The organism is Candidatus Planktophila versatilis, from assembly GCF_002288265.1.
GTDB lineage: Bacteria > Actinomycetota > Actinomycetes > Nanopelagicales > Nanopelagicaceae > Planktophila > Planktophila versatilis.
In genome coordinates, this window is record NZ_CP016778.1 from 456,249 (window position 1) to 470,903 (window position 14,655).

Annotated in this window: 13 protein-coding genes and 1 pseudogene; 9 read left to right on the top strand and 5 right to left on the bottom strand. The window is 48.7% G+C overall.

Annotation, left to right across the window (positions count from 1 at the left end; all coding sequences use genetic code 11):
• The first annotated feature begins 41 nt into the window (after window positions 1-41).
• Window positions 42-1,988: an RNA polymerase sigma factor gene (locus tag A1sIIB76_RS02365; protein ID WP_095696914.1), complete on the top strand. Its 1,947-nt coding sequence runs from the start codon at window positions 42-44 to the stop codon at window positions 1,986-1,988.
• A gap of 6 nt (window positions 1,989-1,994) precedes the next feature.
• Window positions 1,995-2,180 carry a CDGSH iron-sulfur domain-containing protein gene (locus tag A1sIIB76_RS02370; protein WP_095684561.1) on the top strand — a complete coding sequence of 62 codons (186 nt, stop codon included), beginning with the start codon at window positions 1,995-1,997 and terminating at the stop codon, window positions 2,178-2,180.
• Here A1sIIB76_RS02370 and A1sIIB76_RS02375 read toward each other — a convergent pair whose 3' ends face one another.
• Window positions 2,181-2,390, bottom strand: a complete 210-nt coding sequence (locus tag A1sIIB76_RS02375) for a DUF7455 domain-containing protein (RefSeq protein ID WP_095674640.1) — start codon at window positions 2,388-2,390, stop codon at window positions 2,181-2,183. It abuts the gene before it with no gap.
• A gap of 192 nt (window positions 2,391-2,582) precedes the next feature.
• Between A1sIIB76_RS02375 and A1sIIB76_RS02380 the strand changes: the two genes are divergently transcribed.
• Window positions 2,583-4,703, top strand: a complete 2,121-nt coding sequence (locus tag A1sIIB76_RS02380) for a DNA gyrase/topoisomerase IV subunit B (RefSeq protein ID WP_420021857.1) — start codon at window positions 2,583-2,585, stop codon at window positions 4,701-4,703.
• Window positions 4,704-4,778: 75 nt separating this feature from the next.
• On the opposite strand, the gene A1sIIB76_RS02385 is transcribed toward A1sIIB76_RS02380, so the two are convergent.
• Both A1sIIB76_RS02385 and abc-f read right to left on the bottom strand, forming a co-directional pair.
• Window positions 4,779-5,789, bottom strand: a complete 1,011-nt coding sequence (locus A1sIIB76_RS02385; RefSeq protein WP_095696915.1) for a hypothetical protein — start codon at window positions 5,787-5,789, stop codon at window positions 4,779-4,781.
• A gap of 99 nt (window positions 5,790-5,888) precedes the next feature.
• Window positions 5,889-7,487 carry a ribosomal protection-like ABC-F family protein gene (gene abc-f, locus A1sIIB76_RS02390; RefSeq protein ID WP_095697352.1) on the bottom strand — a complete coding sequence of 533 codons (1,599 nt, stop codon included), beginning with the start codon at window positions 7,485-7,487 and terminating at the stop codon, window positions 5,889-5,891.
• Window positions 7,488-7,546: 59 nt separating this feature from the next.
• Here abc-f and A1sIIB76_RS02395 point away from each other — a divergent pair, with 59 nt between their 5' ends.
• Complete coding sequence (locus A1sIIB76_RS02395; RefSeq protein WP_095684564.1) at window positions 7,547-8,305, top strand: class I SAM-dependent methyltransferase; 759 nt, start codon at window positions 7,547-7,549, stop codon at window positions 8,303-8,305.
• Window position 8,306: 1 nt separating this feature from the next.
• On the opposite strand, the gene A1sIIB76_RS02400 is transcribed toward A1sIIB76_RS02395, so the two are convergent.
• Complete coding sequence (locus A1sIIB76_RS02400) at window positions 8,307-9,833, bottom strand: DNA gyrase/topoisomerase IV subunit A (RefSeq protein WP_095696916.1); 1,527 nt, start codon at window positions 9,831-9,833, stop codon at window positions 8,307-8,309.
• A 107-nt stretch (window positions 9,834-9,940) separates the two neighbouring features.
• On the opposite strand from A1sIIB76_RS02400, the gene A1sIIB76_RS02405 reads away from it, so the two are divergent.
• Window positions 9,941-11,029 carry an alkaline phosphatase family protein gene (locus A1sIIB76_RS02405; protein ID WP_095696917.1) on the top strand — a complete coding sequence of 363 codons (1,089 nt, stop codon included), beginning with the start codon at window positions 9,941-9,943 and terminating at the stop codon, window positions 11,027-11,029.
• Here the strand turns inward: A1sIIB76_RS02405 and sepH are convergent.
• Window positions 11,026-11,841 (bottom strand): septation protein SepH, encoded by an 816-nt coding sequence (sepH, locus tag A1sIIB76_RS02410; protein ID WP_095696918.1) that lies wholly within the window; start codon window positions 11,839-11,841, stop codon window positions 11,026-11,028. The genes A1sIIB76_RS02405 and sepH overlap by 4 nt on opposite strands.
• Before the next feature lie 61 nt (window positions 11,842-11,902).
• Here sepH and A1sIIB76_RS02415 point away from each other — a divergent pair, with 61 nt between their 5' ends.
• The 4 genes and pseudogenes from A1sIIB76_RS02415 to A1sIIB76_RS02430 all read left to right on the top strand — a co-directional run bounded on the left by A1sIIB76_RS02415 (window position 11,903) and on the right by A1sIIB76_RS02430 (window position 14,609).
• Complete coding sequence (locus A1sIIB76_RS02415; protein ID WP_095696919.1) at window positions 11,903-12,667, top strand: inositol monophosphatase family protein; 765 nt, start codon at window positions 11,903-11,905, stop codon at window positions 12,665-12,667.
• A 112-nt stretch (window positions 12,668-12,779) separates the two neighbouring features.
• Window positions 12,780-13,121: pseudogene (gene rplS, locus A1sIIB76_RS06940) on the top strand (50S ribosomal protein L19); the annotation flags it as partial.
• Between the two features lie 205 nt (window positions 13,122-13,326).
• The gene (gene lepB, locus A1sIIB76_RS02425) at window positions 13,327-13,980 is read left to right on the top strand and encodes a signal peptidase I (protein WP_095696921.1); all 654 of its coding nucleotides are present in this window, start codon (window positions 13,327-13,329) and stop codon (window positions 13,978-13,980) included.
• Between the two features lie 23 nt (window positions 13,981-14,003).
• Window positions 14,004-14,609 (top strand): ribonuclease HII, encoded by a 606-nt coding sequence (locus A1sIIB76_RS02430; RefSeq protein WP_095696922.1) that lies wholly within the window; start codon window positions 14,004-14,006, stop codon window positions 14,607-14,609.
• Window positions 14,610-14,655: the final 46 nt, after the last annotated feature.

The following is a 14,655-nucleotide window of genomic DNA, read 5'->3' on the forward strand; positions in this document are numbered from 1 at the left end:
TATTACTTCGAGCAGTTCGAAGAAAAACCAAAAGGACAATTGTGGCTGTATTTAGTGCGCTCAAAAACAAGTCAAAGAGCAAGAAAGCTGCTCCAGCAAAGAAGACTGCTGCAAAAAAAGCTGTTGCCAAGAAGGCTCCTGCGAAAAAGGCCGTTGCTAAAAAGGGCGTAGCCAAGAAAGCACCTGCAAAGAAGGTTGCTGCTAAGCCGGTAAAGCCAGCGAAGATTGAAATTAAGAAAGAACTCACCGTAAAAGAGATCCAGCAGCTCGTTGATTTAAAGAACGCTATTGCGCGCCAGAAAGAGATCATTGATTCTCTCGCCGCAAGTGGCATTGATAACTATCGCAAAGCGGTCAAGAAAGAATTTATGCCGTTGGCACTGGAAGCTCGCGCATTAGACGTTGAGATTCCAGAGGCAACAGAGAAGGCTCGCAAAGCTGGCCTGGGCGCTCCAAGTCGAATTCTTTCAAAGGCGCAGCTAGCCCTGATTGCCCCAAAGGTGGAGGCGAAGGCAGAAGCGCACAAGAGTGAGAAAGTCGCCATTGTGCTCGATGAAGATGGCAATGAAATTGTTGTCGAAGAAGTTGAATTAGAAGATGTTGAGACCCTGATTGCAGAAGCTTCAGAAATTGTTGATGCTGAATCAGATGGTAAAGATCAGCCGCGCGTTGTCACCCTATCGGATGAGACTAAGAATGAAGCGGGCTCATTTACCCTCCTTGACTCTGATGCCGATGATGAAGAAGAAGATAAGAACGAGCGTGAGAAGCATAAGAAGGATTTGAAGAATGTAAATCTCGTCCTGGAAGCCATTAACGGCAAGATTCAGGGAGTAGAGCTTCCACCGAAGAGCAATATCGATCAGGTGGAAGCAAAGGCACTTACCTTCAAGCAGATTCAACAGCAATTTGCGATGAGCACCTTTAATGAGAAGTCCGCAAAACTCATCGCGGAAGCGGTCAATCAGGGCCACCTCAAGAACTTAGAAGATTTGCAGTACTTCTTTAATGAGCAAGCTCGATTTATTCAGATTGAAATTAAGCGCCTTCCACCAGAACAGACAGTTCTCACAGCTGGTGCTACCGCAGACCCAGTAAAGGATTACCTGAAGCAGATTGGTCGCGTGGCATTACTTAATGCCGAACTTGAAGTTGAACTTGCTACTCGCGTTGAAGCTGGGCTATTTGCGGAAGAAGCTTTAAAGCACACTAAGAAGCTAGAGAAGAAGATGAAGCGCGAGCTGGAGTGGATTGTCGAAGATGGAAAGCGCGCCAAGAATCACTTGTTGGAAGCAAACCTTCGTTTGGTGGTCTCACTTGCTAAGCGTTATACCGGTCGCGGAATGCTCTTCCTTGATCTGATTCAAGAAGGAAACCTCGGTCTTATCCGCGCAGTAGAGAAGTTTGACTACACCAAGGGCTACAAGTTCTCCACCTATGCCACCTGGTGGATCCGTCAGGCAATTACCCGTGCCATGGCAGATCAGGCTCGCACCATTCGTATTCCAGTACACATGGTTGAAGTAATTAATAAGTTAGCTCGCGTGCAGCGCCAGATGCTGCAAGATCTTGGGCGCGAACCGACACCGGAAGAGCTTGCAAAAGAACTTGATATGACACCGGAGAAGGTGGTCGAAGTTCAGAAGTATGGCCGTGAGCCAATTTCACTTCACACCCCACTAGGTGAAGAAGGAGACTCTGAATTCGGAGACCTCATTGAAGATTCAGAGGCGGTTAAGCCAGAAGAGTCAGTGACCTTTACTATCTTGCAGGAGCAGTTGATGCAGGTGCTGGGTGGGCTTACCAACCGCGAAGCCGATGTTATTAAGGCTCGCTATGGACTTACCGATGGACAGCCTAAAACTCTTGATGAAATCGGCAAGGTTCACGGTGTTACTCGTGAGCGTATTCGCCAGATTGAATCTAAGACGATGTCAAAGCTGCGCCACCCATCTCGTTCGCAATCACTGCGCGATTATCTGGATTAACACCAGATGGCCGATGCCCAAGCCTTTATCAATCCCAAGAGCGGATCTATTCGCATCACTGGGGTAGTAGAGCTAGTCGATGCTGAAGGCAAGGTGCTTGAAACTATCGAGAATCCAAAGTTCTGCGGTTGTGGTCAATCAAAAGAAAAACCCTTATGCGATGGTTCGCATAAGGGCATTCTTAAAGAGTAATTACTTAACTTCAACCAACTTCTCTGACTCATCCTGAATCGCTGCAGCTACTGCCTTCAGCTTTTCAGCATATTCCTTGCCGTGATGGGCACAGAACATGAGTTCGCCACCATTGAGCAGAGTTGCACGCACATAAGCTTGTGCACCACAACGATCGCATCGATCGAGGGCATTCAGAGGTGTGGATTCGAGGATTACTTGCTCGGTCATCGCGCTCTCCATTTCGCTTAGTGGGAAGTTTTGTACTTCTATGGAACATCATGCCAGTTCTCTTTATTCCCCGCACGGTAAATTGATTCCAATTATGTAAATTTTTAGCAATCTGAGCGCATATTCACCGATTATTAGGGGATATCTCACCTCAATTACCAATATTTGAGATGTCCCGGCGCGCTTACGCAGATGCGAAGCATTCGCTGGCTAACCTTTGCCACCGTGGCTGACGAATTGAACTTTACCCCTGAGGTGGATTCTAAGGATAGCTATACCGCTAAAGACCTCGCAGTCCTAGAAGGACTAGACGCAGTTCGCAAGCGCCCGGGTATGTATATCGGTTCAACCGATTCACGTGGATTACAACATTGCCTCTGGGAAATTATTGATAACTCAGTTGATGAATCACTGGCGGGGCACTGTAAGAAAATTGAGATTAATCTTGAATCAGATGGTTCAGTTGAAGTACACGATGATGGCCGCGGAATTCCGGTTGATAAAGAACCCAAGACAGGTCTTACCGGTGTTGAAGTTGTCTTAACCAAGCTCCATGCTGGTGGAAAATTCGGTGGTGGCTCCTATGCCGCATCCGGTGGTCTCCACGGTGTGGGCGCATCTGTTGTCAACGCTTTGGCCGAGCGCCTTGATGCTGAAGTAGATCGCAACGGCAAGATTTACTGGATGTCATTTAAGCGCGGTGTTGCTGGAATATTCGATGGTGATGGACCGAAAGCAGAGTTCACGCCGCAATCAGGTTTGCGCACCATTGGAAAAGTTTCGGCCAAGGTAACTGGCACCCGTATTAAGTGGTGGTCAGATCGCCAAATCTTTTTAAAGGATGCCGAGCTTGACCTCGATGATGTCTATGCCAGAGCTCGTCAAACATCTTTTCTTGTGCCAGGGCTTTCTATTACTGTTAACGATAACCGTAAGAAAGAGAAGACCACCCAGACCTTCTTCCATAAGGGTGGCATCTCTGAGTACTGCGATTTCTTACAACCAGATAAGGCTGTTGGTGAAGTAATTCGTATTTACGGCAGCGGCCATTATCAAGAGACTGTGCCGGTACTAGATGACAAGGGCCATATGGTCTCAACCGATGTTGAGCGCGATATGGAAGTAGATATTGCAATGAAGTGGGGCGAGGGCTTTGACACAACACTTCGCTCTTTTGTAAACATCATTGCCACCCCCAAGGGCGGCTCACACGTGCTTGGCTTTGAGCGCGCCATCACTAAGGCCTTTAATGAAGCGATGCGCAGCGCTGGCATTCTGAAGAAGAACGAGGCCGATGTCATTAAAGACGATGTCATGGAAGGTCTGACCGCAGTAGTCACAGTTCGTATGTCAGAGCCACAGTTTGAAGGTCAGACCAAGGAAGTTCTTGGAACCGCAGCTGCGACAAAGATTGTCTCCACCGTGGTGGCCGATAAGTTAAAGGAATTCTTCGCAACGACTCGTCGTATTGATAAGGCAAATGGCAAGTTGATCATGGAAAAGATTGCCGGTGCTTCTCGCACCCGTATTAGTGCTCGTGCCCATAAGGATCTGCAGCGCCGCAAGAACGCACTGGAATCATCATCTCTTCCAACAAAACTCTCTGATTGTCGCTCCGAAGATGTCACACGCACTGAGCTCTTTATCGTTGAGGGCGATTCCGCGTTGGGCACAACCAAAGCAGCCCGTAACTCTGAATTCCAAGCCATCTTGCCTATTCGCGGCAAGATTCTCAATGTGCAAAAAGCATCGCTTTCCCAGATGCTCGATGATAAAGAGTGTGGCTCCATCATTCAGGTCATCGGTGCTGGCTCTGGCAAATCATTTGAGCTAGATGATGCCCGCTATGGCCGCATTATCTTGATGTCAGATGCTGACGTTGATGGTGCACATATTCGTTGCCTACTGCTGACTTTGATGTATCGCTACATGCGCCCGATGCTCGATGCTGGACGCGTCTTTGCCGCAATTCCGCCACTACACCGCATTGAAACAATGGGTGTTGGCGGCAAGAAGGGTGAATACATCTACACCTACTCAGATGATGAGATGAAGCGAATTACGGCGGACTTAAAGAAGACTGGCAAGCGTTGGAAAGAGCCGATTCAGCGCTATAAAGGTCTGGGTGAGATGGATGCAGATCAGCTGCGTGAGACCACCATGGATCCCGATGCCCGCACGCTGCGCAGAATTACTGTGCCGGATGCGGAGGCCGCAGAGAAGATGTTTGAGCTTTTGATGGGATCGGATGTGGCACCCCGGAAAGAATTTATTGCAACAGCTGAGATTGATCGCGAGCAGATTGACGCTTAGTTCTTAACACCGGGCCTGGGGTTCGATCCCCTCGCTACTCACTTCGAGTTTAAGTAATTCCTCAAAAAATCGGTACTACTTCTTCTTAAATCCCTTTGGACACTTCGTATTGGGTCCAGTAACTTTTTTGGTCAGTTTGCCTTTTACGCAGTTTATTGAAGTAGTTGGCTTACTGGTCGAACTCTTGTTAACTGCAACTTGCTGGGCCACAAATGCCTCTGCCTCTTTTAACAAATCAAGATGCTTAAACACTGGTGAGAACCAGCCAAAGGAATCCGGAGTATTCTCCTTTGATTTTGAGTCGCCAGCACCACAGGCATAAACATTCGCGCCGGCCAGGCCCTGACCTAGATAAAGTAATTCGCCTTTGTATACGGTTGTTATTGGTCCACCTGAATCACCAGGGCAACCTTGAGGATTTGAAATAATCGTCTCACGTATTTCGGTTCGTTGGTTTCCTGTGATCCATGAAAAATATGAATCAGAGAGAGGGGCGAGATTCATTTTTGTGATTCTTGGAAGCTCGCTAGTCCTTTGGTTCGGATTATTCCAATCTTTCTTGCAAGGATTTTTCTCACCTGGAGCGCAACGGTCTCGATACTCACCGTATCCATGGAAATCTACCTCTGCTCGAGCGTTGACTAATTCAGCCTCAATTTCTGAAGTCAGCAGATTTGCTGGAGGAACGGTAACTAAATCTCTATCCAATACAAGAACAATGAAATCGTTCTCAGATTGCGTGAATTCTGCAACAAATGTTTTAATTACTTTTGCTCTACCTTCAGCATTTTTGGCTGAAGAGTTCGGTCCACCTACTGTGATAAACGGGGGTTCTTGCAAAATGCGATTACCGTTGTTATCAAAACGGTAATGGGAATGTGCAGCGCTAAAGACAATACGTGGTGAATACAAGAATCCACTCCAACCAGCCATCAACCTAACTTCTGAGGCCCCATCCTGCCCAAAGATTGGTACCACTCTTGGATTATCGAGATTAACTGGCGCATTTAATCCGGCTTGAGAGACTGGCGTCGAAGAGAAAATCAACGCACTTATAGCCACAAGGGCGAGAGCAACTTTGCGCATAACTCAAAGTACCAGCAAGTTTTTCGCAGTCAAGAGTATTGAAGTGCCCAAACTCTCGAGAGTCCCGCACAACCCACAATCGGCTGTAAATGGTGGTATTTAATCAATACTGACTAAGTCGAAGTACTCCTCTTTCCAAATATCTTCATCGCCATCAGGTAACAAAATCACTCTTTCCGGCTTGAGTGCCTGGACGGCGCCTTCATCGTGAGAAACCATGATGACTGCGCCTTGATATTCACCTAAAGCCCCCAAGATTTCTTCGCGGGAAGCTGGATCTAAGTTATTTGTTGGTTCATCAAGTAAAAGCACATTTGCGGCAGAGACGACCAGAGTGGCCAGGGCTAAACGAGTTCGCTCACCACCAGAAAGTACATTGACTGGCTTATGAACATCATCGCCAACGAAGAGGAATGAACCAAGCACGTTACGAGCTTCTGGTTCACGTAAGTCATCTTTTGAGGACATCATGTTTTCCAGAATGGTTCGCTCGAAGTCGAGCATTTCATGTTCCTGGGCGTAGTAGCCGAGTTTGAGCCCGTGGCCATGTTCGACTTTGCCGGTATCAGATTCAAGTTGGTTGGCCAGGATTTTAAGTAGTGTGGTTTTGCCAGCGCCGTTGAGACCAAGGATCACAACGCGGGAGCCCTTATCAATAACACAAGATACATCGGTGAAGATTTCAAGTGAGCCATAGTTCTTTGATAACTCTTCACCTGACAGGGGAGTCTTGCCACATGGGGCAGGAGTTGGAAAGCGAAGTTTTGCCACCTTATCTTTGACCCGCACATCATCCAGAGATGATCGTAGTTTTTCAGCGCGACGTAACATGCCTTGAGCAGCAGTTGCCTTCGATGCTTTGGCGCGCATTCGCTCGCCTTGCTTTTGCAAGATTTCTGCTTTCTTTTCAGCGTTGGCGCGCTCTTTCTTGCGGCGATGTTCATCTTGTTCGCGCTGTAAAAGGTATTGCTTCCAACCTAAGTTATAGACATCGATGACATTTCTATTGCCATCGATGTAGAAGACTTTATTGACTACTGTTTCAATCAGGTTCACATCGTGGGAGATGATGACGAGGCCACCTGAGTAATTAACGAGGTAGTTTCGAAGCCAGATGATCGAATCAGCATCTAAGTGGTTAGTGGGCTCATCTAGGAGCAGTGTTTCAGCGCCCGAGAAGAGGATGCGAGCAAGTTCAATACGCCGGCGTTGACCACCGGAAAGAGTGTCGAGTTGATTGTTAAAGACTGCCTCGGAAACGCCAAGAGAGTGGGCAATTGCTTCGGCTTCAGCAGTTGCGGCATAACCGCCAGCTGCGCTGAATTCAGCATCTACTCGGGTGTAACGCTCTAGCGCCTTTTCTAGCTCTGCGCCTTCAGTAGTAGACATCTCGTGCTCTACTTGCGCCATACGTACAGCAATTTGGTCTAGATCGCGCGCAGATAAAATTCTGTCTAGCGCGGTTCCTTGATCTTCACCCGTGCGTGGATCTTGCGGCAGATAGCCAATTTTTCCGGTGCGCTGAACTCCGCCACCTGCAGGAAGGGTTTCACCTGCGAGGACTTTTGCGAGAGTGGATTTACCAGCGCCATTACGCCCAACGAATCCGATTCGATCCCCATTGTTGATACGTACTGTGACTCCTGAGACCAAAAGGCGTGCACCAGCACGGAGTTCAAGAGCGGTTGTTGCAATCATTTGGGCGTATCTTCCCACAGTATTTACCTTGGCATTTCGCGCCCCGTACACTCAGAACCATGTTTAACCTCACGCTCCTTGCACTCCTATTGATAGCCCTCGTATTTCTTGGATATCAGATTCGATTGAGCAGGAAACTGGGTGCCAAACTCAACCAACTCATTAAAAGTGAGAAAGAGCTGCGAAAGAGTGTGCGCGAAGTAAATATCACAGCCCGCGCCGATTATCGACAGAGTGAGTCCTATGCGCAGTTACTGAACTTGCTTGCACTCGATGCACCTATTCCGCCAACACGTGGCTGGGCAGCTTCTCCTGATGTGCTTCTTACCTTGGTGCACAGCGCGCGTAGTTCTGATGTTCGCACCATTGTTGATTTAGGATCTGGCGTTTCAACGCTGGTGTTGGCAAAAGCGGCTCCGAAAGCCCGAGTAATTAGTATTGATAACTCACCAGAGTATGCAGCCAAGACGCAGCTATTACTTGATAGCCATGGAATTACCAATGTAGAAATACGTGTGGCACCACTTGCCCCACATGCATCAGGTAATAGTTGGTATGAGACTTCGGTATTTACTGACATCACCGAGATTGATCTGCTCTTTATCGATGGGCCACCAGCAACGGCTGATGGCCAAGCACGTCACCCAGCCTTTACCGAGCTACTCAAGAAACTCAGCGCTAAGGCGATAGTTGTTCTTGATGATGCTGGGCGCGATGGCGAGAAGGAGTTAGCGAATAAGTTTGCTGCTGGAATTTCGACACATATGGTGGAATTTCTTGATCACGAAAAAGGTACAGCAGTAATCCGACCTAAGTAATTTACTCTTTGCCGATTCGGGTACGCCGTGGTGTGGCAAATGCCTTACTTACCGCGGTGAGCTCATCCGAAACCTGCTTGCGGATTGCTTCTTCGCTCTTCAGTAAGGTAGCAAGGGCGGCAATGATCCCTTTGAGCTCTTTTGATTCAGTCTCAAGTTCGAGCTTGCTCATCTTGGTCAGCCGGCGAAGCGGCATATCTAGAATATAAGTGGCTTGTTCGTCGTTGAGTTTGAAACCTTTGATTAACGCTTCTTTAGCAGCCGGGGCATCATCGCTGCCGCGGATAATCTTGATGACCTTATCGATATCGATAATTGCTTTGAGAAGTCCATCAACGAGTGAGAGTCGGTCTTCTGCCTTTGCTTTACGAAATTCGGAGCGGCGGCGCACAACTTCGATGCGGTGATCGATAAAGACCTGCAGCAGTTCCTTTAGGCCAAGTGTTTGTGGCTTGCCCTTGACCAGCGCTACCGCGTTGATCGCAAAAGCATCTTCCATCGGAGTGAGCTTGAAGAGCTTTTCTAGAACATCTTCTGGCTCAAAACCATTCTTGAGTTCAATGACAACATTGGTGCCAGTCTGACCATCAGTAAGGTCGATGATGTCTGAAATTCCCTGAATCTTCTTCGCTTTAGCAAGGTCTGCGATACGTTCCACAACTTTTTCAGGGCCGATGTTAAATGGCAACTCCTTGATAACAATTCCCATTTTGCGAGAAGTGACTTTAGAAATCTCGGTGGTTGCGCGCACTTTAAAGGAACCTTTGCCGGTGGCATAGGCTTCGCGAACACCTTCCAGGTCAACAATTTCACCACCGGTAGGAAAATCAGGTGCCGGCACATGCTTCATCAATTGATTCAGCGTTGCCTTGGGATTATCAATTAAGAACTTGGTAGCAGCGATTACTTCACCCAGGTTGTGGGGGGCCATATTTGTGGCCATACCTACGGCAATTCCAGAACCACCGTTCACAAGCAGGTTAGGAAATGCGGCCGGCAGCACAAGTGGTTCTGCTAATTGACCGTCATAGTTTGGACCGAAATCAACGGTGTTCTCATCTGCTTCGGCAACCATCGCCATCGCAGTGGGGGCAAGGCGTGCTTCGGTATAACGCATGGCAGCTGGGCCAGCATCGAGTGAGCCAAAGTTTCCGTGGCCGTCAATCAGTGGCAACTGCATAGAAAAAGATTGCGCCATACGAACAAGTGCGTCATAGATTGCTGAGTCACCGTGTGGGTGCAACTTACCCATTACTTCACCGACAACACGCGCGCTCTTTACATGTCCGCGCTCAGGGCGAAGACCCATATCTGCCATCTGATGCAGGATGCGGCGATGTACTGGCTTTAAACCATCACGTGCATCAGGAAGTGCACGTGAGTAAATAACGGAATAGGCATATTCAAGAAATGATTCTGACATTTCGGATGAGACATCAATATCAACGATCTTGCCTGGAAATTCGCCCGGCTTTGGTCCGGCTAGCTTTGCCGTCTTTTTGGGAGCTGCTTCCTTCTTCGTTGCCATGGCGCGTATTCTGCCAAGGCATTGTGCTAAATCTTGGTACCTACACGCCTTCGGAGGCCATGAGTTAGCACTCATGAGAAGATACCTCGGTGCACTTGTCGCAAATCATGCCATCAATCTTTTCTTCATTGGGGCTAGCAAGTGCAGCAGATTCAATCAGCGCCGGGCAATCTCCGTCAGGTCGTGAACTCCTCTTTCTCATCGATGGCTTTGGCGCAGATGTATTAGCAAGGTATGCAACTGTGGCACCGACTCTTGCTTCACTTCTGGCCCATGCCACCGTGCAGACATCATTTCCCTCAACAACAGCAACGAGTCTGGCAACGCTGACTACAGGTGAAATGCCTGGCACCCACGGAATGCTCGGCTACACCGTGCAAGTTCCGCGCAGTGGGGGACGAATACTGAACACTCTTAAATGGGATGAACGAGTTGACCCAGTTATTTGGCAGCCAGTTCCCACTCTCTTTGAACGAGGGATGGCAGCTGGAATTAGAACTACACACGTGGCAGCTAAGCGATATGAAAATTCTGGTTTTACCCGCGCTGTTTTTCGCGGGGCGCATTACAAAGGTGCCAATATCACCAGTGATTTATTAAAAGAGACAAATGATGCGCTGAAAGTGAGCCCATCATTTGTCTATCTCTATGTCAATGATCTTGACTCAGCCGGACACTCAGATGGCGTGGGCTCGGATAAATGGCTGGCTGCGCTCACAAGTATTGATCAACTAGTGGCGCTGCTCATTGAGCAAGTACCGCGCGGAACCAGAATTTGGGTCACTGCAGATCACGGAATGATTAACGTGGGTGAGAAAGTTGTGCTGGGACAAGACAATGAGTTACTGACTGATATTGCCGTCATTGCTGGCGAGCCTCGAGCTCGCCATTTATATTTGGGGCAGAAGGCTGATTCACCGCAGGCTTTGTCTGAAGTAATTAATAGATGGAGTGAGTTCTTTGGCGAAAAAGTAACGCTGCACTCTCGCGCAACCGCAATCGCATCAGGACTCTTTGGGGCAGAAGTTTCGCAAGCTGCGGCAGAGCGCGCAGGTGATGTGATTGCTATTGCTCAAGATGGCCTGGTCTTACTTGATCCGGAGCGGGCAGATAAAGAGGGTGAGATGGTGGGTCATCACGGTGGAGATTCCGTTGTTGAGAGTTCGGTGCCGCTTTTAGTAAGAGATGCGGACTAGTTCTCTTCTGGTTCATCTTGTGTTTTGTGACCAAACATAATTTCATCCCATGAAGGAACTTTTGCTCGAGCGGTAATTCCATCTTGGGAGTCCGCTGGTGTGGGAGTCTCACGAATGACGGCAAGACGAGGAGTTTCAATCTTCTCTACTGGAGCCTCCACCGGAAGTGTTTCAAGAATCTCGGCAATGCGTGAGGGATGTGTTGGTTCAGAGTGGATGATTCCAGATGAGACTGGTTGCGCTGGCGCATCTTCATCAATGAGCCAAGCACCATTAGCATCGCTGGCATCTAGTGCGCGGCGAGCTAAATCAAAGTTCCAGGTGGCAACACCATTGCCATCGCGATTTGGGTATGAGAGTTCGATATGCCAGGTGCTATCAGGCAGACGCCAGGTGTTCCAGGAAATCTGATCAATATCAACACCACGTGGAGCAAGTTTGGCGATTGCAACATCGGCAAATGTCATTTCGATGCGGTGAACATCTTTGCGCATCACTAGTTCACGTGCGCGATCAAGGATGTATTCGCGCTCTTGCATGATGGGACCAGAAAATCGTTCTACTTTTTCAAGAGTGAGGTGGCCTTCGCGAGCAACTTGTTCCATGCTCTCACCGGCACGTAGTCGGCGCTGAATCTCTTTTACCGACATCGTTTCGGTGGCATCGACACTCGGAACTGAGGTCAGCCGTTGTTGATTAACCGTTGCACGAAGTGTGTCGCTAATACGAAGTGAGAACTCGCCTCCTTGGTTATCAACGAGTGATAGATGGCTACCATCGTCAGATTTGCCGGTAAGGCGAAGCTCGGTCATGAGGTGAGAATATCCGATAGGGGAGCATTTTCTAGATAGCTAGACCCTCTAAGATGCGAGTATGTATGCACAATTGTTGTCCTTGGCCCAGAAAGTCGGCGCCGAAGCCGGGGCGCTTTTGCTGGATCGACCATTGGCATTTGAAGTTGAATCCAAGTCAACGGCAATCGATATCGCCACCCAGATGGATATCAAGGCTGAGAAATTTATTGTGCAATCACTACTTGCCGCCCGCCCTGATGATGGAATTATCGGGGAAGAAGGAGCGAGTGTCGAGGGAAGTTCAGGCATCACCTGGCTGATTGATCCACTCGATGGCACCGTCAACTATTTCTATGGCCTTCCTGGGTGGAATGTTTCAATCGCAGCCAAAGATGAGAATGGCGTCATTGTGGGTGTTGTCACTGCGCCAACCATTAACTCAACTTGGTGGGCAACCCGGGGCGGTGGTGCTTTTTATAACTCGCATCCAATTCGCTGTAATGAGCCGATTGAATTAGATCGCGCACTGATTGCAACCGGATTTCAATACGATGTGGCACATCGCGTGACTCAGTTAGCAGATTTTGCAAAGCTAGTGCCTGTTGTGCGCGATATCCGTCGCAATGGCGCTGCTGCAGTTGATCTCTGTCATGTGGCAATGGGCGCGATCGATGGCTATTACGAGGCCGGGCTTAAAGAATGGGATTGGTCTGCCGGTGGATTAATTGCCCGTGAGGCTGGCGCAACATTTGCCCAATATGGAGCGGTGCCCCAACAAATCACGGTGGCCGCTGGCCCGCATCTGCACCAGCAGCTGGTGGCAACTCTCGGTTTCTCCGCGTAATTTGCTGGGGTAGATAGCCGATTTACGCTCAAGGCCCCTTCTATGGCAAGATAGCCCATCTGCACGGCGATACCCGTGCTTAATTGATTAGGTAATGAACAGGACCATAAAGATGAACATTCTCGACGTAGTAGATGCTGCCTCACTCCGCAAGGACATTCCACAGTTCCGTGCTGGCGATGAGCTTAAAATCCACGTCCGCGTTATTGAAGGTAGCAAGTCACGCCTTCAGGTCTTCCAGGGAATTGTTATTGGTCGCCAAGGTGAAGGAGTCCGCGAGACATTTACAATCCGTAAAGTTTCATACGGCGTTGGCGTAGAGCGCACCTTCCCAGTTCACACACCAGTTATTGAAAAGATTGAACTAGTAAAGAAGGGCGATGTACGTCGCGCCAAGCTTTACTACCTCCGCGATCTACGCGGTAAGGCTGCCAAGATCCGCGAAAAGCGCGATGGCATTGAAGGCTACGGCGATGGAATTCTTTCAACTCCAGTTGCTGAGGTTCCAGTAGTTGTAGAAGCAGTGGTTGAAGCCCCAGTGGTGGAAGAGGTCGTAGTGGCCGAGCCAGTTGCAGAAGCAGTGGTTGAAGAAGTTGTAGCAGAAGCAGTTGCTGAAGAACCAGCTACTGAAGAAAAGCCTGCCGAGTAACTTCACTCATATGTCACGCAAGGGCTCAGTCCTTCGTGAGTTCCCGATTCTTGTAATCGTTGCGCTCGCTGTTTCACTTCTGATTAAGACACTCCTTGTTCAATTCTTCTTCATTCCCTCCGGCTCCATGGAGAACACACTCCAGATCCAAGATCGGGTGGCGGTAAATAAGCTTCCCTTTTTCTCCAAAGATATAAATCGTGGCGATGTTGTCGTCTTTAGAGATCCGGATAATTGGTTGCCAGAGCCATTTTCTGCTGATGAAAATAGAATTATCGCCAAGATTAAAGAGGGGCTCGTCTTAGTAGGCGTGCTTCCTAATCCAGCAAAGCAATACCTGGTGAAGCGTGTGATTGGCGTAGCTGGAGACAACGTCATCTGCTGCTCCAAGAGTGGCAAGTTAACCATTAATGGCAAAGAGGCAATAGAGCCTTATATCTTTGCTGGAAATAAAGTGAGTGAGATGGATTTTAATATCAAAGTTCCAGCAGGCAAGATCTGGGTAATGGGTGATCATCGCTCGGCATCTGCTGATTCTCGTTATCACCAAGATGATGTCAATAATGGATTTGTTCCGGTATCAAGAATTACTGGTCGCGCCTATGCCATTATCTGGCCGATTAAAAATATTGGCATCATTTCATCTCAAAACCCAATTAAGTAGCGCATCTTGATGAAGGCATCTCGATGAAAGCTATTGAGGAGTTACTTCAGGCCGCAGGTATTTCTCCCATTGCCGGTGTTGATGAAGCTGGACGTGGCCCATGTGCTGGACCACTTGTGATTGCAGCAGTGATTCTTCATGATCCATCGGCACCAGAGCTGGCTGCGGTGCGAGATTCAAAAGAGATTTCAGAGAAGAAGCGGGAAGAGTTATTTGATGTCATCATGGAATTGGCTGCAAGTGTGTGTGTCATTCGGGTCTCGGTGCAAGAAATTGATGAGCGCGGTGTGCACGCAGCCAATCTCGATGGCATGCGCCGGGCGGTGAAGGGCCTGACTATTGAACCGGCCTATGTTCTCACCGATGGTTATCCAATCCAAGGGCTAGCTATTCCTAATGTGGCGGTCTGGAAAGGTGATCAGGTAGTAACGGCAATTAGCGCTGCCTCCATTATCGCCAAGGTAACGCGTGATCGCGAGATGATTGAACTCGATAAGAAATATCCGCAATACGGTTTTGCTGGGCATAAGGGCTATATCACGGCAGCACATACGGCAGCCCTGGTGAAACATGGACCATGTGTAGAACATCGCCGGTCATTTTCAAATATTGCAGCCCTGCTGGAATAGTTTTACACAGCACTTCATTTGTTTTGGTTTTTGAGCAGCGGGTGCA

What these genes read in the sequence shown, in the direction of transcription:
- abc-f (WP_095697352.1), bottom strand. Translation starts at nt 7,487, where the DNA reads ATGATTGCAACAACCGCTCTTGAACTCCGTGCTGGTGCACGCCTTTTG.
- A1sIIB76_RS02415 (WP_095696919.1), top strand. Translation starts at nt 11,903, where the DNA reads ATGTATGCACAATTGTTGTCCTTGGCCCAGAAAGTCGGCGCCGAAGCC.
- A1sIIB76_RS02370 (WP_095684561.1), top strand. Translation starts at nt 1,995, where the DNA reads ATGGCCGATGCCCAAGCCTTTATCAATCCCAAGAGCGGATCTATTCGC.
- A1sIIB76_RS02430 (WP_095696922.1), top strand. Translation starts at nt 14,004, where the DNA reads ATGAAAGCTATTGAGGAGTTACTTCAGGCCGCAGGTATTTCTCCCATT.
- A1sIIB76_RS02385 (WP_095696915.1), bottom strand. Translation starts at nt 5,789, where the DNA reads ATGCGCAAAGTTGCTCTCGCCCTTGTGGCTATAAGTGCGTTGATTTTC.
- A1sIIB76_RS02375 (WP_095674640.1), bottom strand. Translation starts at nt 2,390, where the DNA reads ATGACCGAGCAAGTAATCCTCGAATCCACACCTCTGAATGCCCTCGAT.
- sepH (WP_095696918.1), bottom strand. Translation starts at nt 11,841, where the DNA reads ATGACCGAGCTTCGCCTTACCGGCAAATCTGACGATGGTAGCCATCTA.
- A1sIIB76_RS02400 (WP_095696916.1), bottom strand. Translation starts at nt 9,833, where the DNA reads ATGGCAACGAAGAAGGAAGCAGCTCCCAAAAAGACGGCAAAGCTAGCC.
- A1sIIB76_RS02405 (WP_095696917.1), top strand. Translation starts at nt 9,941, where the DNA reads ATGCCATCAATCTTTTCTTCATTGGGGCTAGCAAGTGCAGCAGATTCA.
- A1sIIB76_RS02395 (WP_095684564.1), top strand. Translation starts at nt 7,547, where the DNA reads ATGTTTAACCTCACGCTCCTTGCACTCCTATTGATAGCCCTCGTATTT.
- lepB (WP_095696921.1), top strand. Translation starts at nt 13,327, where the DNA reads ATGTCACGCAAGGGCTCAGTCCTTCGTGAGTTCCCGATTCTTGTAATC.
- A1sIIB76_RS02380 (WP_420021857.1), top strand. Translation starts at nt 2,583, where the DNA reads ATGCGAAGCATTCGCTGGCTAACCTTTGCCACCGTGGCTGACGAATTG.